Below are 21,290 nucleotides of genomic sequence, written 5' to 3' on the forward strand. Positions count from 1 at the left end.
TTCATGAGTCCTTCCTGAGTTTCTCCGTGACGACGCGCACGATCTGCGCCAAGGGCGCGGGCTGCAGCATGTCGTAGTGGTTGACGGCGATCTCGTGCGACTCGATCCGTCCGCCGACGAAGGGCCGCCAGGCGGCGGCCGCGTCCGTCACCGGCAGGTCCTCGGGGCGGTCCTCGGTGGCGACGAAGAGCAGCAGGTCACCGCCGTAGGTCCGCGGGGTGTGCTCGGGCGTGAAGCCGGCCATGTTCCGCAGCACCTTCTCCAGGTTGGCCAGGGACTGCTCGCTCAGGCCGGTCGAGCGGTACAGGTCGGCGATGCCGCCCTCGTCCTGCCGGAGCACGGCGTAGCCGTCCTCGGGTCCGCCCTTCTCGCCGCGCATCCGCGAGCGGGCGGAGCTGCTGGGATAGGCGTCGAGCAGGGCCAGCAGCGCCACCTCTTCGCCCAGTTCCTCCAGCCGGGCGGCCACGGCCTGGGCGAGGGTGCCGCCGATGGACCAGCCGAGCAGCTGGTAGGGGCCGGTGGGCTGTGCGGCACGGATCTCGTCCGCGTAGTCGGCGGCCATCTCCTCGATGCTGCCGGGCAGCGACTCGGGGCGGGCGAGGCCGCGGGCCTGGATGCCGTACACCGGCACGTCCCCCGGGAGGTACGGCAGGAGCGCGGCGTATCCCCAGCTGAGCCCCATGCCGGGGTGGATGCAGAACAGGGGCGGGCGGCTGCCCTCGGGGCGCAGCGGCAGCACCACGTTCAGGTCGCCGCGTCCCGTGCCGGGGCCCCGGCCCGCCCGTCCGCGACGCGTGCCGGGTTCGGCACCGGCCCGCACGGTGAGCCCACCCGTCGCGTCCCACCGCGCCCGGTGCCCGGTACGGAACATCCGCTCCCCCGGCGCCCCGAAGGGACTGGCGACGAACCGCTCACCGGTCAGCCCCGGCCGGCCGAGGTAGCCACGGGCGAGTGATGCACCCGCGAGGTACAGGTCACCGAGGGCGCCGGGGGGCACCGGGCGCAGGAAGTCGTCCAGCACGTAGGCACGGGTGTTGGCCACCTGACGTCCCGCGGGGGCCTTTCCACCGGACACGGGGGAAGACTGCTCGCCGGTCGCGGGAGAGGGCTGCCCACCAGTTGTGGGGGAAGGCTGCCCACCGGTCGCGGGGGAAGGCTGCCCACCGGTCGCGGGGGAAGGCTGCCCACCGGTCGCGGGAGAGAGCTGCCCACCAGTTGTGGGGGAAGGCTGCCCACCGGTCGCGGGAGATGGCTGCTCGCCGCTCACGACGAAGGGGTTGTCGCCGGGCGCGACGGAAGCCTCCAAGCCGCTCACGGAGGAGGGCTGGTCGCCTGGCACGACGGAAAGCTCCTCGCCGGGTGCAACCGAAGTCCCCCCGCCAGGCACGCCGGGAAGGTCCTCGCCCAGCGCAACCGAAGTCCCCCCGCCGGGCACGGCCGAAAGCTCCTCACCCAGCGCAACCGAAGAGTCCTCGCCGGACACGACGGAAAGCTCCTCACCCAGCGCAACCGAAGTCCCCCCGCCAGGCACGACGGAAAGCTCCTCACCCAGCGCAACCGAAGTCCCCCCGCCAGGCACGACGGAAAGCTCCTCACCCAGCGCAACCGAAGACTCCTCGCCGGACACGACGGAAAGCTCCTCACCCAGCGCAACCGAAGTCCCCCCGCCAGGCACGACGGAAAGCTCCTCACCCAGCGCAGCCGAAGACTCCTCGCCGGGCGCGACGGAAAGCTCCTCGCCGGTCGTGGACGTTTCGGGGTCGCCGTCGTGTTCCAGCCACAGGCCGCCCAGTTCCGCGGCGGTCTGGCCGGTGCCGGGCGGTGTCGTCCGTGCCGTGCCCAGGGTCACCTGGCCTCCCGAGCACAGCGTCGCGAGCAGCGGTGTCACGAGGTCGGCGGCCGGGGCGCGGCTGTCCAGCCGCAGCAGGTCCGCGGCCGGTGCGGTCCGCGCTCGGTGCGTCAGTTGGTTGACCAGGGCGCGGTGGGAGACGACCGCCGCGGCGCCGGGGTGTGTGGCACTGTCCAGCACCATGGCGGGGTGGTCCGGGCGCAGGAGCCGTTCGGTGCCGTTCGGGTCCGTCCGACTCCCTTGGTGGGAGAGGGAGTCGGGCTCGTTCGACGGCGGCCGGTCCTCGTCCGTCCCGTCCGTCACCGGGTCGTCCATGAGGACGACGGGGACGCCCGCGTCCTCCGGTACGGGTCCGGCGGCGTCGCACAGCAGGGCGGCGGGCCGGTCGTGGTCGTCGCCCTCCCAGGGCCGGGACGGGTCGGCGAAGCGGCAGGCGGCCCCCGACTTCAGGACCCCGAGCAGCGCGATCACCAGCATGAGGGTGGGCGGTATCGCCACGACGACGACGCGCTCGGGTCCCGCTCCGGCCGCCACCAGACGCGCGGCCACCTCGTCGGAGAGGGCGTCCAGCGTCTCGTACGTCATGGACGCCTCGTACATGCCGGGGATCCGCTGGTCGAGGACGGCCAGGGCGGCCGGGGTGCGTGCGGCCTGCGCGGTGAACAGCTCCACCGCGGTGGTCTCGGGGAGCGGCGCCGCGGTCGCGTTGCCGAGGTCCAGCGCACGCCGGCGCTCGTCCTCGTCGAGGAAGACGTCCAGCCCGCTCAGCCGCACCTGCGGGTCGGCGGCGGCCTGTTCCAGGACGCGGGTCAGTCGGTGGGCGAGAGCCGCGACGGTGGATTCGTCGAACAGGTCTGCCGCGTAGCGGACCTGGCCGTCGATGCCGCCGAAGTCGCCGTCGGCCAGATAGCGTTCCGCGAGGTCGAGCGAGAGGTCGGTCTCGATGGCCCGGGGTCCCGTCTCCAGGCGGACGGTGCGCAGACCCGGCAGCTCCCAGGGGTCCCAGGCGTCGGCGATGTCGTCCCGGACGTCGAGCATGACCTGGAAGACCGGGTGGCGGGCCAGCGAGGGCGGCAGGCCGAGGACGTCGACCAGCCGCTCGAAGGGCACGTCCCGGTGCGCGGCCGCCTCCTGGTACGTCTCCCGGGCCCGGGCGAGCAGATCCGTGAAGGTGGGGTCGCCCGAGGCGTCGCCGCGCAGGGCGAGGGGGCCGGCGAAGGGGCCGACCACCCCTTCGAGGGCCGGGTCGTCGCGGCGCGGGATCAGCGTGCCGACGGTGATGTCGTCGCCGGCGCCGAGCCGGGCGAGCAGGGCCACGAGCGCGGCGTGCAGCACGGTGAACGGCGTCGCGCCTGCGGATTCGGCGAGGTCGGCGAGGCGGGCGTGCAGGTCGGCGTCGAGGCTCAGCGGGACGGCGCCCGTGCGGTGGGAGGCGACCTGCGGGCGCGGCCGGTCGGCGGGCAGCGCCAGTTCGGCGTCGATGCCGGCGAGGGTGTTCTTCCAGTAGTCGAGCTGGTCGCCGGCCAGGCTTTCCCTGGCCTGCTCGCCCTGGAGCAGTTCCCGTTCCCAGCGGGCGTGGTCGGCGAACTGGGCGGGCAGCGGGGCCCGTTCGGGCACGCGGCCCTCGCGGCGGGCGGTGTAGGCGGTGGCCAGGTCGCGCAGCAGGACCTCCACCGAGGCCTCGTCGGCCGCGATCCGGTGCACGACGAGGAGCAGCACATGGTCGGTGTCCGAGAGGGCGAACAGGTGCCGGGTCCAGGGGATGTGGCGGGAGAGGTCGAAGGGGCGGCGCGTGCGTTCGGCGAGGACTGCGGCCAACTCCTTCTCGTCGACCGGTTCCTCGGCCAGAGAGTCGGTGGGCAGGGCTTCTTCGACGGTGAGGATGCGCTGGTGCAGGTCTGTGCCGCGGGTGCCGGGGAAGACCGTGCGCAGGACGGCGTGGCGGGCGGCGAGGTCGGTCAGGGACGAGCGCAGCGCCTGCTTGTCGAGGTCGCCGGTGAGCCGTAGGGCCACCGGGATGCGGTCCACGCCCGCCTCGTCGTCGAGCGCGGACGTCAGCCAGGTCTGCAGCTGGCCTGCGGTGACGGGCACGTTCGTGCCGTCCGCCCCGTCGGCGTCGGGTCCCGCGGCGCCGAGGACGGGGCGGGCGCGGGTGGCGAGGAGGCGGGCGACCCCGGCGGGAGTGGGCGAGCCGAAGAACTGCCGGATGGGCAGTTCGGCGTCGAACTCCTCACGGATCCGGCCGGCGAGCCGCATGGCGAGGCCGGAGTCCCCGCCCAGCTCGAAGAAGTTGTCGTCGGAACCCACGCGTTCCAGGTCGAGCACCTCGGCGAAGAGGCGGCACAGCCGCTCCTCGGCCGCCGTGCGCGGCCCGCGTCCGGTGACGCGGGCGGCGAAGTCCGGGGCGGGCAGCGCCTTGTGGTCGACCTTGCCGTTGCGGGTCACCGGAAGGGCGCCCAGGGCGAGGACGGCGGCCGGAACCATGTAGTCGGGCAGGCGCCGGGCGACGTACTCCCGTATCGCGTCGGGGTCCACGGCCTCCGCGGCGGCCGGGACGACGTAGCCGACGAGGCGCCGGCCGCCGGGACCGTCGTCGCGGGCGACGGCCACGGCCTGGGCGACGGACGGGTGGGCGGTCAGGGCGGCCTCGACCTCGCCGAGTTCCACGCGGAAGCCGCGGATCTTCACCTGCGCGTCCGCGCGGCCGGCGAACTCCAGCTCGCCGTCGTCCGTCCAGCGGGCCAGGTCGCCCGTACGGTACATCCGTTCGCCGGGCAGGAACGGGCACGCCACGAACCGCTCAGCGGTCCGCCCGGGGGCGGCCCAGTAGCCGTGGGCCAGGGCCGCGCCCGCCAGGTACAGCTCACCGGTCGCCCCGGGCGGCACCGGCTGGAGGAAGGCGTCGAGCACGTACGCCCGGCGGCCGGGCAGCGGACGGCCCACCGGCAGCACGGCGAGGTCCTCGTCCCCGGGCCGCACGGGGTGCCAGGTGAAGCACAGGGTGGTCTCCGTGGGCCCGTACAGATGCCGTACGGCCACCTCGGGGCACTCGGCGCGCACCCGCGCCACGGCGTCGACGGGCACCACGTCACCGCCGGTCAGGACTTCCCGCAGCCCGGTGAAGCACTGGGGTGTCTCAGCGGCGAGCACCCGGAAGGTGCCCGCGGTGAGGTGCAGCGTCGTGACGCCGTCGGCCACATACCGGCGCACCTCCCGGGCGTCGACCACACCGGGCCCGGCGACGACGACGCGGGCGCCCACGGTGAGCGGCACCCACGCCTCGAACAGGAAGGCGTCGAAGGCGTGCGGGGCGTGCAGCAGCACCGCGTCGTCCGGCCCGAGCCGCCAGCCGGGTTCACCGACCAGCGCGGCCACACTCCCGTGCGGGACCGCGACACCCTTGGGCTCCCCGGTCGAGCCGGAGGTGTACATCACGTACGCCACGTCGTGCGCGGTGACGGGGAGGACGGCCGGGGCGGCCCCGTGCGCGGGCACGCCCTCCCGCACCGCCGACTCGGCCTCATGCGCAAGCACGCCATCGCGCACGGCCGACGCGGCCCCGCGCGCGAGCACACGCTCCTGCACCGCCGGGTCGTCGAGCGCCACGACACCCGTCGCGCTCTCCGGCACCACCGCGCGGGTCGCGTCCGTGCACAGCACCGCCGAGGCGCCGCAGTCCGCGAGGACCGCCGCCACCCGCTCCGCGGGGTTCCCGGGGTCCACCGGTACCTGGACGGCCCCGGCCCGCCACAGGGCCAGCAGTGCCACCACGACGTCCGCGGACCGTTCGAGCACCACCGCGACGCGGTCGCCCCGGGCCACGCCCGCGTCCGCCAGGCAGGCCGCGAGCCGTCCTGCGGCGGCCCACAACTCGCCGTAGGTGAGGGTCTGTTCCCCGGCCACGAGGGCGACGGTGTCCGGGGCGGCGGCGACGCGCTCGGCGATCAGTTCGGGCACCGTGCGGGCCGGTGTGGTGCCGGGCTCGGCGCTTGCGTCGGGGAGCGCCGGTGGGGTGACGCGGATGCGGCCCACCGGTACGGCCGGGTCGGCCACCAACTGCTCCAGGATCCCGGTCAGGGAGGTGAGGAGGGACTCGGCGGCGGCTCGGTCGAACAGGTCGGGCCGGTACTCGAGCCTGAACCGGGTGCGCTCGCCCGGGGCGACCACGAGGGTCAGCGGGTAGTGCGCTGCCTCGCGGGCGAAGCCCTCGGGCCGGATCACCGGGGTGTCGGACGCGGTGGCGGTCCGGCCCGCGCGGCCGGCGGACTGCCGGGGGAAGTTCTCGTAGATCACGAGCGTGTCGAACATCGCGCCCGGACCGGCGAGTTGCTGCACCGCCGGCAGGCCGAGGTGCTGGTGGCTCATCAGTGCGGACTGCCGCTTCTGCAGGTCCCGCAGCAGATCGGCGGCCGGCCGGTCGCCGTCGAGCCGCACCCGCACCGGCAGGGTGTTGATGAGCAGCCCGACCATCGTCTCCACGCCGGGCAGCTCCGCGGGACGCCCGGCCGCCGTGGCGCCGAACACGACGTCCGTGCGCCCGGCCAGGCGGGCGAGGATCAGCGCCCAGGCGCCCTGGACCACGGTGTTGACGGTCAGTTCGCGGGTGCGGGCCAGCTCGGTCAACGCGCGGCCGAGCGGGTCGGGCAGGTCGCGGTCGACGTGGTCGGGGAAGACGGGCTGGCGGTCGGGGGCGGCCGGTGCGACCAGGGTCGGCTCGTCGGCCCCGGCCAGCTCCTCCCGCCATGCGGTCCGTGCCGCTTCCTTGTCCTGCTTGCCCAGCCACAGCAGGTAGTCCCGGTACGACGTCGTACGGGGCAGCAGCGAGGCGTCGCCCCCGTTCGCGTACAGGGCGGCGAGCTCGCCGATCAGCACGGGTGCGGACCAGCCGTCCATGAGGATGTGGTGGCTGGTGATCACCAGGCGGTGGCGGTGCTCGGCGAGCCGGACGAGCAGGACCCGCAGCAGCGGTGCGGCCGCCAGGTCGAAGCGCTCGGCGCGCTCACGCTCGGCGAGGCGCTCCGCGGCGGCGCCGGCCTCGGGCTCGGGCAGGTGCGAGACGTCCTCGGTGCGCCAGGGCAGGGTCACGGTGCGCGCGATGACCTGCACCATCTGCGCTCCGCTGACCTGCCGGAAGCAGGCGCGCAACGCGGCGTGCCGGTCCAGCAGCGCCGTCCAGGACGCGCGAAGGCGTGCTTCGTCCAGAGGACCGTCGACGGCGAGAGCCGACTGCACGGTGTAGACGTCGGGCCCCTGGTCGTCGAAGGCGGCGTGGAAGAGCAGGCCTTCCTGCAGCGGCGACAGCGGCCACACGTCCTCGACTGCGGATCGGGTCATCGCTTCTCTCCTCGGCAGGGCGGGGGTACTGGTCCAGGGCCAGGCCTTCGGCCGGCTACGGCTGGTCGTCGGCGAATCCGGCTTCGAGTTCCTCGATCTGGCTCTGTGCCAGGTCCAGGAGGGGGAAGTCGGACGGGGTGTGCCCACCGGCGGCGGGGCCGGCGGTGTGGGCGGCAAGACCGCGGAGCATGTCCAGCCAGGTCTGCCCGAGCCGTCGGGCGGCGGCGTCGTCGAGCACGCCGGAGGGCCAGCCGAGGGACAGGGTGAGCTCGGGTCCGTCAGCAGTGTCCACCACGACGGCGCCGGCCTCCAGCGTGTGCGTGGACGGCATGTCCGGGTCGGCGCCGCCGCCGATCTCTCCGGTCAACTGCCAGTCCGTGGACAGCCCTTGGCGGTTTCCCGCGGTGAAGCGGCCGAGGTAGTTGAAGCCGATCTGGGGTGCCGGCAGGGCGGCCAGGGACGGTCCGGTGTCCGGGTTGAGGTGTCGCAGCAGTCCGTGGCCGAGCCCGTCGCCGGGCACGGTCCGCGCCTGCTCCTTCACCGCCTTGAGCAGGGATCCGCCGGCCGGGCCTCCGGTGCGGGCGTCGTCCAGGTCGATGCCGCCGATGTCGAGGCGCACCGGGTGGGTACGGGTGAACCAGCCCACCGTGCGGGACAGGTCGACGCCGTCGACCGGTTCCCGGCCGTGGCCCTCGACGTCGACCAGCAGGAGGCGGTCGCCGTCCGCCCGGCCGGATGCCACGGCCGCCGCGAGTCCGGCGAGCAGCACCTCGTGCACACCGCAGTGGAACAGGACGGGTGTGGTGGCGGTCAGGGTGGCCGCCTCCGGGGCGGGCACCGTCCACGAGGCGTGGTGCACGGTGGCCCCCGTGTCGACCGCCGGGTCCAGAGCGCGCTCACCGATGAGCGGTTCGGCGACGTCGAGGAGCCGCGTCCACTGCGGCAGTTCAGCGGTCCGGGCGGGGGTGACGGCCTGCTCGGCCAGCAGGGTCGCCCAGCGCCGGAACGAGGTGACCGCCGGGTCGAGCACGGGCTCCCCTCCGGCCGCGGCGGTCCGACAGGCCTGGGCGAGGTCGGGGACGAGCACCCGCCAGGACACCCCGTCGACGGCGAGGTGGTGGACGGCGAGCACGACACGTCCGCTCCGCCCGGGCCCGGCTTCCAGCCACACCGCCTGGAGCATCACGCCGACGGCGGGATCGAGCCGCCCCACGGCCTCGCGTGCCGCGCGGGCCGCGAGCGCGTCGAGGCCGTCCGTCGCCGCGTCCCGTGCGTCGACCCGGACGACGAGGGCCTCCGGGTCCACGGACCCGGCCTCGCCGACCACGAGCCGGCCGCCCTCGGCGACCCGGGCCCGCAGCATGGCGTGTGTGGTCAGCAGGGCTCCGGTACCGGCCACGAGGACCTCGTGGGTGAGGTCCGGCGGGGCCCCGAGGACCACCCATTGGGCGAACCGGGGGCTGACGACGCGCTCGCCGAGTTCCCGCATGACCGGGGTCCACGGCACCTCGCCGACGGCGACGTCCTCGGCGTCGGATCCGGCCGGGCCGGTCGCGTCGGCGACGACGGCGAGGCGTTCGGGGGTCTTCTCCTCGAAGACCTGCCGTGGTGTCACCCCCAGTCCGGCCTGCCGGGCGCGGGAGGACAGCTGCATCGACGAGATGGAGTCGCCGCCCAGCTCGAAGAAGCTGTCGTCGGCCCCGACCCGGTCCAGGCCGAGGACATCGGCGAACAGTTCGCACAGGATCGTCTCGGCGGGCGTACGCGGCTCGCGTCCCCGTGCCCGTCCGGCGTAGTCCGGGGCGGGCAGCGCGGCGCGGTCGAGCTTCCCGTTCGCGGTGCGGGGCAGGTCGCCGAGCGGCACGAAGGCGGTCGGCAGCATGTACTCCGGCAGCCGCGCTGCGGCGAAGTCCCGCACCTCGGTGGCAAGTTCATCGGTCCAGGGCACGCTCCGGCCGGTGCCGCCCGGCTGGGAACTCTGCCCGGTGCCGCCCGGCTCGGCGCCGGGAGCCCCGCCTTCCGCGCCGGGCGCCCGCGTGACGACGTAGGCGACGAGACGCTGGTCGCCCGGGCGGTCCGCGCGGGCCACCACCACCGCCTGCGCGACGGCGGGGTGCGCGGTCAGGGCGCTCTCCACCTCCGCGGGTTCGATGCGGTGGCCGCGCACCTTCACCTGGCCGTCCGCGCGCCCCACGAAGACCAGCTCACCGGTGTCGGTCCAGCGGACGAGGTCCCCGGTGCGGTACATGCGCGCGCCCGGTGCGAAGGGGCAGGCGACGAAGCGCTCCGCGGTCGGTCCGGGACGCCCGCCGTACCCGCGGGCCAGTCCCGGGCCCGCGACGTACAGTTCGCCGACCGCTCCCGGGGGCAGCGGCTGGAGGAAGGCGTCCAGGACGTAGACGCGTACGTTCGCCGGGGGGCCGCCGATGGGGACGGTGGCGGCGCCGGGGGTGAGCGGTCGGCTCATCGCCGCGCACACGGTCACCTCCGTGGGGCCGTACGCGTTCACCATCCGCCGGTCGGCGGCCCACCGGTCCACGAGTGCCGGCGGGCAGGGCTCGCCGGCCACCACCAGCGTCCTGAGGGAGGCGGGCAGGCGCTCCTCGGTGGCGAGCACGCTGGGCGGCACGGTGACGTGGGTGGCGCCCCACTCCCGCACGGCCTCGGCGAGCGTCACGTGCGGTGGCAGTCCGTCCTGGTCCGGCACCACGAGCGCGGCGCCGGACAGCAGGGTCATGCACAGTTCGGACACGGCGGCGTCGAAGCTCGGCGAAGCGAACTGCAGGACCCGTGCGTCCGGTCGCACCGCGAACCGCTCGATCTGCGCCCGGGCGAGGTGGGCGAGTCCGGTGTGGGTGACGACCACGCCCTTCGGTGTGCCGGTCGACCCGGAGGTGTAGATCACGTACGCGGCGTTCTCCGGGCGCAGGGCCGCGCGCCGCTCCCCGTCGTCGAGGGGACCGCCCGCCCGGCGGGCCACGCCCGCGGTGACGTCCGGGTCGTCGAGGACGACGATCCGTCCCCGGAACCCGTCGGGCACCGCGGCCCGGGTCCGCCGGGTGCACACCACGGCCGCGGGGTCGGCGTCCCGCAGCAGGAACGCCACCCGGTCCGCGGGGTGCCCGGCATCCACCGGGACGAAGGCCCCGCCCGCCATGGACACGGCGAGCACGGACACGACCATCGTCTCCGAGCGGGGCACCAGCACCGCGACGCGGACCTCCGGCCCCACGCCCGCGTCGACGAGGTAGCGGGCCAGACGGCCGGCGGCCGTCTCCAGCTGCGTGTACGTCAGGGTCCGGTGGCCGGCATCGCGGTCACCCGTAGTGCCCGGCGCGGCCGTCACGGCAGCGGCGGCCGCCTCGCCGTCGCGCGACACCAACGCCACCGCGTCCGGGGAGCGCCGTACCTGACGCCGGAACAGGTCCGGCAGCGGGGCGGCCTCGACCGGCTCTCGCGTGCCGCTCCACGTGTCCACCACCAGCGCGCGCCGGGCCGGGCCCAGCACGCCGACCTGCGCGACAGGGGCCTGCGGATCCGCCGTCAGCTGTTCGAGGACGTGACCGAGCGAGGCGGTCACCTGCTCCGCCCAGTCGGGTCCGAACACCTCGGGCCGGTAGATGAGTTCGCCGTGCAGCCGGTCCCCGGGCACCGCGATCAGGGTGAGCGGATAGTGGCCGGTGTCCTCCGGCCTGCCTCCTGGGCGGATGACCAGGGTGTCGGGCGAGGGCTCGGCCAGGCGGGGGCGGGGATAGTTCTCGTACACGAAGAGCGCGTCGAAGACCGCGCCCGGACCGGCGAGCTGCCTGATCTCGGGCATCCCGATGTGCTGGTGCGCCATCAGCGCGACCTGCCGCCGCTGGAGGTCCTGGAGGAGTTCGGCGACCGGCCGGTCACCGCCCAGCCGCACCCGCACCGGCAGCGTGTTGATGAAGAGCCCGATCATGGACTCCACGCGCGGCAGCTCGGCCGGCCGTCCCGCGACCGTCGCACCGAACACCACGTCGGTCCTACCGGCGAGCCGGGCGAGGAGCAGGGCCCAGGCGCCCTGCACCACGGTGTTCACGGTCAGCCCGCGATCACGCGCCAACTCGGCCACCGCGGCGGTGAGTTCCTCCGTGAACTCGAAGGCCACCCGGGCCGGAACCGTGGGCACCCTGCCCTGTTCCTCCGGTGCGACGAGCGTCGGTCCGTCCGCGCCCGCGAACTCGGCCCGCCAGGCCTCCCGTGCCGCTTCCTTGTCCTGTGTGCCGAGCCAGGCCAGGTACTCCCGGTACGACGTCGCCGGGGGCAGCGCCCTGGCGTCACCGCCCGCCGCGTAGATCGCGGACACCTCGCCGATGAGGACGGGCAGGGACCAGCCGTCGGTGACGATGTGGTGGCTGGTGACGATCTGGACGTGGCGCCGCTCGCCGAGCCGGACGAGGGTCAGGCGCAGCAGCGGGGCCTGTGTCACGTCGAGGCGGCGCGACCGCTCGTCCTGCACGAGCCGGTCGAGCCCGGCCCGCTCCTCGGCCTCGGACAGTCCCGTCAAGTCGGCTTCGTGCCACGGGAGTTGCACATCCCGGGCGACGACCTGGACGGCCCCGCCGGAGTCCTGCTGGTGGAAGCTCGCCCGCAGGACCGGGTGCCGGTGCAGCAGGGCGCGCCACGAGGCCCGCAGCCGCTCCACGTCCAGGGGCCCGTCCAGAGCCAGGATGCGCTGCCCTTCGTAGAGGTCGGGGCCCTGGTCGTCGTATGCCGCGTGGAACAGCAGCCCCTGCTGCAGCGGTGACAGCGGCCAGACGTCCACCAGGCCGGGCACCCGGGCTTCCAGGTCCTCCACGCTCCGCTGGGTCAGGGCGAGGAGGGGGAAGTCGGAGGGGGTGTGCCCGCCGACGGCCGTCTCACCGGCAGATGTCTCGCCGGCCGCCGTGCCGCCGAGCGGCGCGCTCGGTGAGACGTGGGTGGCGAGACCGACGAGGGTCTCCCGCCAGATCCGGCCCAGCCCCTCCGCCGCCGTCTCGTCCAGGAGCGCCGCCGGCCAGCTGAGCGTGATGGTCAACTCGGGTCCGTCGGCGCGGTCCTGGACGGTCGCGGCCGCTTCCAGGGGGTGCAGGGCGGGCATGTCCGGGCCGGCGGAGCCGCCGATCGCGGTCTGTCCGCTCAGCTGCCAGGGCGTCACCTCCTCGGTGGAGGTCCCCGTGGTGAAGCGGCCCAGGTAGTTGAAGCCGATCTGCGCGGCGGGGAGTGCGGACAGAGTGGTGCTCGTCCGCGGGTTGAGGTACCGCAGCAGCCCATAGCCCAGGCCGCCGTCACCGCCGGGCACCGACCGCACCTGCTCCTTGACCGCCTTCAGCAGGGCACCGGCCGCCGCACCGCCCTCCAGGACCTCGTCCAGGTCCACGCCGGTGGCATCCAGGCGCAGCGGGTGGCTGCTGGTGAACCAGCCGACCGTGCGCGACAGATCCGTACCGGCAAGAGGCTCACGGCCGTGTCCCTCCACGTCCACGAGCACCCCGCCCGCGATCTCCGGCCGCCAGCGTGCCACCGCACCCGCCAGCGCGGCGAGCAGCACCTCGTGCACACCACAGTGGAAGAGTGCCGGCGCCGTGTTCACCAGCTGGGCGGCGGCCCGTGCCGGGAGCGTCCAGGACCGTTGCGTCATGGTGGCCGCGGTGTCGATCGACGGGTCCAACGGCCGCTTGCCGAGGGCCACTTCGGGGACGCGCATCAGCTCGGCCCAGGCGTCCGGTTCCCCGGTCAGCGCCGGATCACCCGCCCGTTCCGCGAGCAGCCCGGCCCAGCCCCGGAACGACGTGGCCACGGGGTCGAGTTCAGGTGTCCGGCCTGCGGCGACGGCCTCGCAGGCGGCCTGCAGATCCGGCAGCAGGATCCGCCACGACACCCCGTCCACCACCAGGTGATGCACGACCAGCGCCAACCGGCCCATCCGCTCCGGACCGGCGTCCACCCACACCGCCTGCACCATCACACCGGCCGACGGATCCAGCCGCCGCACCGCCTCACGCGCCACCCGGCCCGCAACCTCGTCCAGCTCACCCGCCGCCGCATCCAGGGCATCCACCCGCACGACCAGCGCCCGCACGTCCACCGAACCGGGCTCACCGACCACCAAGGTGGACTGCTCCCCCACCCGCGCCCGCAACACCGCATGCGCATCCAGTACGGCGCCCAGACCGGCGGCCAGCACCTCCACCCCGAGCCCGGGCGGCGCACCCACCACCGCCCACTGCGCAAACTCGGGAGAAACCGCATGCTCCCCCAGCGTCCGCATCACCGGCGTCCACGGCACCACACCCACACCCGCGTCGGACTCGACCGCGTCCGCGTCGTCGTCGGCCGTCCCTGCCAGTGCCGCAAGGCCTGCCGGGGTCGCCTGGGCGAAGACGTCCTGCACCTTCAGCACCAGACCCGCGCGCCGGGCGCGTGCCACCAGCTGCATCGACATGATCGAGTCGCCGCCCAGCTCGAAGAAGCTGTCGTCGACCCCGACCCGCTCCAACCCCAGCAACTCCGCGAACACCCCGCACAGGACCGCCTCCGCCTCCGTCTGCGGCTCGCGTCCGGGTGCCTTCCCGGCGGCTTCGGGGGCGGGCAGGGCCGCGCGGTCGAGCTTCCCGTTCCTTGTCACCGGGAAGGCGTCGAGCGCGAGGACGGCGGTGGGGACCATGTAGTCCGGCAGCCGTGTGGCGACGTGCGCGCGCACCTGGTCGGGGTCAACGGCGTTCGGGCCGTCGGGGATGACGTATCCGGTCAGGCGGAGCTCTCCCGTGTGATCGCTCCGCGCCGTCACCACGGCCTGGGTCACCGTCGGATGCGCGGCGAGGGCCGCCTCCACCTCGCCCAACTCCACCCGGAACCCGCGGATCTTCACCTGCGCGTCCGCACGGCCGACGAACTCCAGCGTCCCGTCATCGGTCCACCGGACCAGGTCGCCCGTCCGGTACATCCGCTCGCCCGGCACGAACGGACACGCCACGAACCGCTCCGCCGACAGACCCGGCTGCGCCCAGTACCCGAGAGCCAGCCCCTCACCGCCTGCGTAGAGCTCGCCGGTCACGCCCGTCGGCACCGGCTGGAGGAAGGGGTCCAGCACATAGGTACGACGGCCCGGCATGGGCCCGCCGATGGGCAGCGCGGAGAGCGGCGGCTCGTCGGGGCGCACCTGGTGCCAGGTCACGCACATGGTCACCTCGGTCGGGCCGTAGCAGTTGCGGACCGCCACCTCCGGGCAGGCCTGCCGCACCCTGGCAACCGACGCGGCGGGCACCACGTCGCCGCCGCTCAGCACCTCGCGCAGGCCCGAAAAGCACTCCGGAGCCTCTTCGGCCAGGGCCCGGAACAGGCCCGCCGTGACGAAGGCGGCGGTGACGCCGTCGGCCACGTACGCCTGCATCCGCGTGCCGTCCAGGATGCCGGGCTCGGCGATCAGCACCCGGCCGCCCGCGGCCAACGGCACCCACAACTCGTACAGGGAGGCGTCGAAGGCGTGCGGCGCGTACATGAGCACCGTGTCGTCGGGGCCCACGTGCCACTCGGGCTCACCGACCAGCGCGGCGGCACTCCCGTGCGGCACCGCCACGCCCTTCGGGACTCCCGTCGACCCCGACGTGTACATCACGTACGCCACATCGGCCGGACCGACGCGCACCGTCGGCGCGTCTCCGCAGGCGGCCGGCTCGTCCACGACGCCGGGCTCGTCCACGACCACGACCCGCACGCCGGTGCCGTCGGACACCACGGCACGCGTCGCCTCCGAGCACACCACCACCGCCGGAGCACAGTCCGCCAACACCAGCGCCACCCGCTCCACCGGAGAGCCGACATCCACGGGAACGTAGGCCGCCCCCGCACGCCACACCCCCAACAGCGCCACGACCAGATCCGCGGACCGCTCCATCACCACCGCGACCCGATCACCGCGGACCACCCCGGCGCCCACCAGGTACGACGCCACACGCCCCGACGCGACCCACAACTCCCCGTACGACAGCGACCGGTTGCCCTCCTTCAGCGCGACGGCACCCGGCGCCACCCGCACGCGCTCGGCGATCATCTCCGGCACGGAAAGCGCAGAAGGCACGGACGGCGCGGAAGGCACCGACGGCATGGAACCGTTCCAGGCGCCGCTCGCCGCCGCGCTCGAACCGGCCAGCACGGCCGCACGTTCCGCCGCGCCCAGCACACCCACCCGGCCCAGCGGCGCGAGCGGGTTCCGCAGCATCTCCTCCAGGACCCACACCACGCGCCGGGCGATCAGGCCGGCCTGCTCCCGGTCGAACAGGTCCGGCCGGTAGGTCACCACCACGCGGAGCCGGTCGGTGGGGACGACGCCCACCGCCAGGGGGTAGTGGGTGCCCGCCACGGTGTGCAGGCGGGTGATCGTCACCTCGTCGGCCGACCGGTCGGAACCGGAGAGCGCGACGGAACCGCGCGGGTAGTTCTCGAACATGAGCATGGTGTCGAACGTCGCGCCGGGCCCGGCGAGTTGCTGGATGCCCGGCAGACCGAGGTGCTGGTGGGCGATCAGTGCCGCCTGCCGTTCCTGGAGGTCGGTGAGCATCCGCACGACGGGCTGGTCGGCGTCGAGTCGTACGCGTACGGGGAGGGTGTTGATGAACAGGCCGACCATCGACTCGACGCCCGGCAGCTCGGCCGGGCGGCCCGCCACCGTGCCGCCGAAGACGACATCCGTACGGCCGGCCAGCCGGGACAGCACCAGCGCCCAGGCGCCCTGCACCACCGTGTTCACGGTCAGGCCCCGAGAGCGCGCCCACTCGGTGAGCTCCGCGGTCCGCTCCAGGGACCACTCCTCCCAGACCACGTCCGACGTCACCGGCGAGCTGCCCGCGGCGGCGGGGGCGACCAGCGTCGGCTCGTCCGCACCGGCCAGTTCCCGCTGCCATGCGGCGCGCGCGGCCTCCTTGTCCTGACGGCCGAGCCACACCAGGTAGTCCCGGTAGGAAGCCGCCCGCTTCAGGGTCGGGGTGTCACGGCCCTCCGCGTAGACGGCCGACACCTCGTTCAGCACGACCGGCATCGACCAGCCGTCCAGCAGGATGTGGTGACAGGTGATGGCGAGGCGGTGCCGGTTGTCGCCCAGGCGGACCAGCAGCAGCCGCACAAGCGGTGGCCGCGTCAGGTCGAAGCGCCGCGTCAGGTCGCGCCGGGCCAGCCGCTCGGCCTCGGCGAGGGCCTCGGGCTCCGGAAGCCCGGAGAGGTCGGCCTCGTGCCACGGGAGTGCCACGTTCCGGGCGACGACCTGGACCGCACCGCCGGAGTCCGGCTCGTGGAAGCCGGCCCGCAGGGCGGGGTGCCGGGCAAGGACCGCTTCCCAGGACGCGCGCAGGCGTGCCGCGTCGAGCGGGCCGTCGAGGGCCAGCAGGCGCTGTGTCTGATAGACGTCCGGCCCCTCGTCGTCGAAGGCGGCGTGGAAGAGCATGCCTTCGTGCAGCGGCGACAGCGGCCAGATGTCGGCCAGGTCGGGCACCCTGGCTTCCAGTTCCGCCACGCTGTGCGGGGTGAGGCGGACGAGGGGGAAGTCGGAGGGGGTGTGGCCGCCTGCCGCGGGGCTGGTCGTGTGCGCGGCCAGCGCGCCGAGCACGCGTGTCCAGGCCTCGCCCAGCTCCTGCGCGGCCGCCTCGTCGAGCAGGCCGACCGGCCAGCTGAGCGTGATGGTCAACGCGGGTCCGTCGGCGCGGTCCTGGACGGTCGCGGCCGCTTCGAGGGTGTGCTGGGCGGGTGTCCGCGGTGCGATCGAGCCGCCGATCGCGGTCTGCCCGCTCAGCTGCCAGGGCGTCACCTCCTCGGTGGACGTCCGCGTGGTGAAGCGGCCCAGGTAGTTGAAGCCGATCTGCGCGGCGGGGAGTGCGGACAGAGTGGTGCTCGTCCGCGGGTTGAGGTACCGCAGCAGGCCGTATCCCAGGCCGCCGTCACCGCCGGGCACCGACCGCACCTGCTCCTTGACCGTCTTCAGCAGGGCACCGGCCGCCGCACCACCCTCCAGGACCTCGTCCAGGGCTATGTCGGTGACATCCAGGCGCACCGGGTGGCTGCTGGTGAACCAGCCGACCGTGCGCGACAGATCCGTACCGGCAAGAGGCTCACGGCCGTGTCCCTCCACGTCCACGAGCACCCCGCCCGCGATCTCCGGCCGCCAGGACACCACCGCACCGGCCAGACCCGCCAACAGCACCTCGTGCACACCACAGTGGAAGAGCGTCGGCGCCGCGTTCACCAACTGGGCCGCGTCCCGCGCCGGAACGGTCCACGACCGGTGCGTCATGGTCCCGGCCGTGTCCGCCTCCGGGTCCAACTCGCGCTCGCCCAGCAGGACATCGGGGACCTGCGACAGTTCTGCCCAGGCGTCCGACTCTGCGACTCGGCTGTCTTGGGCGGCCTGGTCGGTCAGGAGGTTGGCCCAATGCTTGAACGACGTGGCCACGGGGTCGAGTTCAGGTGTCCGGCCTGCGGCGACGGCCTCGCAGGCGGCCTGCAGATCCGGCAGCAGGATCCGCCACGACACCCCGTCCACCACCAGGTGATGCACGACCAGCGCCAACCGGCCCACCCGCTCCGGACCGGCGTCCACCCACACCGCCTGCACCATCACACCGGCCGACGGATCCAGCCGCCGCACCGCCTCACGCGCCACCCGGCCCGCAACCTCGTCCAGCTCACCCGCCGCCGCATCCAGGGCATCCACCCGCACGACCAGCGCCCGCACGTCCACCGAACCGGGCTCACCGACCACCAAGGTGGACTGCTCCCCCACCCGCGCCCGCAACACCGCATGCGCATCCAGTACGGCGCCCAGACCGGCGGCCAGCACCTCCACCCCGAGCCCGGGCGGCGCACCCACCACCGCCCACTGCGCAAACTCGGGAGAAACCGCATGCTCCCCCAACGCCCGCATCACCGGCGTCCACGGCACCACACCCACACCCGCGTCCGCGTCCACCTCGACGCGCCCGTCCCCCACCGCGCCGACCACCGCCGCCAGGCCCGCGGGAGTCTCGTACTCGAAGACGTCCTGCACCTTCAGCACCAGACCCGCACGCTGAGCCCGCGCCACCAACTGCATCGACATGATCGAATCGCCGCCCAGCTCGAAGAAGCTGTCGTCGACCCCGACCCGCTCCAACCCCAGCAGCTCCGCGAACACCCCGCACAGGAGCACCTCGGCCTCCGTCTCCGGTTCGCGCCCGGAGACCCGGCCCGCGAAGTCCGGCGCGGGCAATGCCGTGCGATCCACCTTGCCGTGACGCGTCACCGGCAAGGCGTCGAGCGCGAGGACGGCGACGGGGACCATGTAGTCCGGCAGCCGCAGGGCGGCATGCGCACGCACATCGTCGGTCTCCACGCCGTCCGGGCCCTCGGGCACGACATAGCCGACGAGACGACGCTCACCCGGCGTGTCCTCGCGAACCGTCACGACAGCCTGGGCCACCGACGGATGCGCGGCGAGGGCCGCCTCCACCTCACCCAACTCCACCCGGAACCCGCGGATCTTCACCTGCTCGTCCGCACGGCCGACGAACTCCAGCGTGCCGTCGTGCGCCCACCGGACCAGGTCGCCCGTCCGGTACATCCGCTCACCCGGCACGAACGGACACGCCACGAACCGCTCCGCCGACAGACCCGGCTGCGCCCAGTAGCCGCGCGCCAGGCCCGCCCCGGCGACATACAGCTCGCCGGTCACCCCGGGCGGCACCGGCTGAAGAAAGGCATCGAGAACATACGTCCGCCGCATGGGCAGCGGGCGCCCGATCGGCAGCGCTGAGCCGGCGCGGTCCTGGGGGCGTATCAGGTGCCAGGTCGCGCACAGGGTGGTCTCGGTCGGCCCGTACAAGTGACGCACCGTCACCTCCGGGCACGCCTCCCGCACCCGCGCCACCGACGCGGCAGGCACCACGTCCCCACCCGTCAGCACCTCACGCAACCCCGCGAAACACTCCGGAGCCTCCCCCGCCAGCACCCGGAACGACCCCGCCGTCACATGAACCGACGTCACACCGTCCGCGACATACGCCCGCATCCGCCCGGCATCCACCACACCCGGCCCGGCCACCACCACCCGCGCACCGGCGGCCAACGGCACCCACACCTCGAACAACGACACATCGAACGCATGCGGCGCATGCATCAACACCGCGTCATCCGACCCCACATGCCACTCGGACTCACCCACCAGCGCCGCCACACTCCCGTGCGGCACCGCCACCCCCTTCGGCACCCCCGTCGACCCCGACGTGTACATCACATACGCCACATCACCCGCAGCCACCGGCACCCGGCAGCCGTCGGCGCACTGCGCCATCTCGGCGGCCGTCACGGGCTCGTCCACGACCACAACCCGTGCCGCAGCGTCCTCCGACACCACCGCACGCGTCGCCTGCGAGCACACCACCACCGCCGGAGCGCAGTCCGCCGACACCAGCGCCACCCGCTCCACCGGCGAGCCGGCATCCACGGGCACGTAGGCGGCCCCTGCACGCCACACCCCCAGCAGCGCCACGACCAGATCCGCGGACCGCTCCATCACCACCGCGACCCGATCACCCCGTCGCACCCCGGTACTCACCAGGTACGACGCCAGCCGCCCCGACGCCGCCCACAACTCCCCGTACGACAGCGACCGGTCACCGTCCACGAGCGCCACCGCACCCGGCGCCACCCGCACCCGCTCCGCGATCAACTCGGGCACGGAACCGTTCACGGCCCCACTGGCCGCCGTACTCGACCCGACCAGCACGGCCGCGCGGTCCGCCGGGCCCAGCAGACCCACCCGGCCGACCGGCACCGACGGATCCCGCACCACCTGTTCCAGGACCTCGAAGAACCTGGTGAGCACCGACTCGGCGGTGTCCCTGTCGAACAGGTCCGGTCGGTAGTCGAGTTTGCAGCGCATCGGAGTGCCCGGGGACACGACGAGGGTGTAGGGGTAGTGCGCCGTCTCCTCGCCGGCGATGACCCGCAGGTCGAAGGTGTCCTGGTCTGCTGCCCGGGCCGGGGTGCGGGGGTAGTTCTCGTAGACGAGGAGGGTGTCGAAGGTCGCTCCGGGGCCGGTGAGTTGCTGAATCTCGGACAGGCCGAGGTGCTGGTGGCCGATCAGGTTCTTCTGGCTGTCCTGGAGTCCGGCGAGCATCCGCACCACCGGCTGCGCACCGTCGAGGCGCACCCGCACGGGAACGGTGTTGATGAACAGGCCGACCATCGACTCCACGCCGGGCAGCTCCGCCGGCCGCCCCGCCACGGTCGCGCCGAACACCACGTCCGTGCGGTCGGCCAGCCGGGCCAGCACCAGCGCCCAGGCGCCCTGCACCACCGTGTTCACCGTCAGACCGTGCCGACGGGCGCAGGCCGTCACGTCCTCGGCCAGGCGTGCGGGTACCTCGCGGGTGAGGATCTCCGGCGCCACCGGAGCCCTTCCCGGGGCGGCCGGAGCCACCAGGGTCGGTTCTTCCGCGCCCGCGAGTTCCTGCCGCCATACGTCGCGTGCGGCCTCCTTGTCCTGACGGGCGAGCCACACCAGGTAGTCCCGGTACGACGCGGGCGCCGGCAGGACGCCGGAGTCGCCGTCGGCCGCGTACAGCGCCCTCATCTCCCGCAGCAGGACGGGCAGGGACCAGCCGTCGATGAGGACGTGGTGGCTGGTGAGCACCAGGCGGTGCCGCCCCTCACCGAGCTTGATCAGCAGCAGCCTGAGCAGCGGCGGAGCCGCGGGCTGGAACCGCTCCGCCCGTTCGGCCTCGGCCAGTTTGTCCAGGGCGGCCGCCCTTTCGGCCTCGGGGAGCCCGGACAGATCGGCTTCGCGCCACGGCAGGACGACGTCCCGGGCGATGACCTGCATCGCCTCTCCGGACTTGCGTCGCCGGAAGCCCGCCCGCAGCGCCGGGTGGCGGGCCAGGAGCGTCTCCCACGCCGTCCGCAGCCGTGCCGCGTCCAGCGGTCCGGTCAGGTCGAACAGCCGCTGTCCCTGGTAGACGTCGGGTCCCTGGTCGTCGAAGGCGGCGTGGAACAACAGCCCCTCCTGAAGCGGAGACAGGGGCCACACGTCCTCGACTGCGGATCGGGTCATCGCTTCACTCCTCAAGGGGTGGGG

2 protein-coding genes are annotated in these 21,290 nt (G+C 74.0%); both read right to left on the minus strand.

The window, feature by feature from the left end; translation table 11 throughout:
• Position 1: 1 nt before the first annotated feature.
• Positions 2-7,183, minus strand: a complete 7,182-nt coding sequence (locus tag ACIBU0_RS12990) for an amino acid adenylation domain-containing protein (RefSeq protein ID WP_398816103.1) — start codon at positions 7,181-7,183, stop codon at positions 2-4.
• A 55-nt stretch (positions 7,184-7,238) separates the two neighbouring features.
• Complete coding sequence (locus ACIBU0_RS12995; protein WP_398816106.1) at positions 7,239-21,266, minus strand: amino acid adenylation domain-containing protein; 14,028 nt, start codon at positions 21,264-21,266, stop codon at positions 7,239-7,241.
• Positions 21,267-21,290 lie beyond the last annotated feature (24 nt).

Source organism: Streptomyces sp. NPDC049627 (assembly GCF_044465645.1).
GTDB lineage: Bacteria > Actinomycetota > Actinomycetes > Streptomycetales > Streptomycetaceae > Streptomyces.

Coding starts and splice junctions, on each gene's coding strand:
- ACIBU0_RS12990 (WP_398816103.1), bottom strand. CDS start 7,183: ATGACCCGATCCGCAGTCGAGGACGTGTGGCCGCTGTCGCCGCTGCAG.
- ACIBU0_RS12995 (WP_398816106.1), bottom strand. CDS start 21,266: ATGACCCGATCCGCAGTCGAGGACGTGTGGCCCCTGTCTCCGCTTCAG.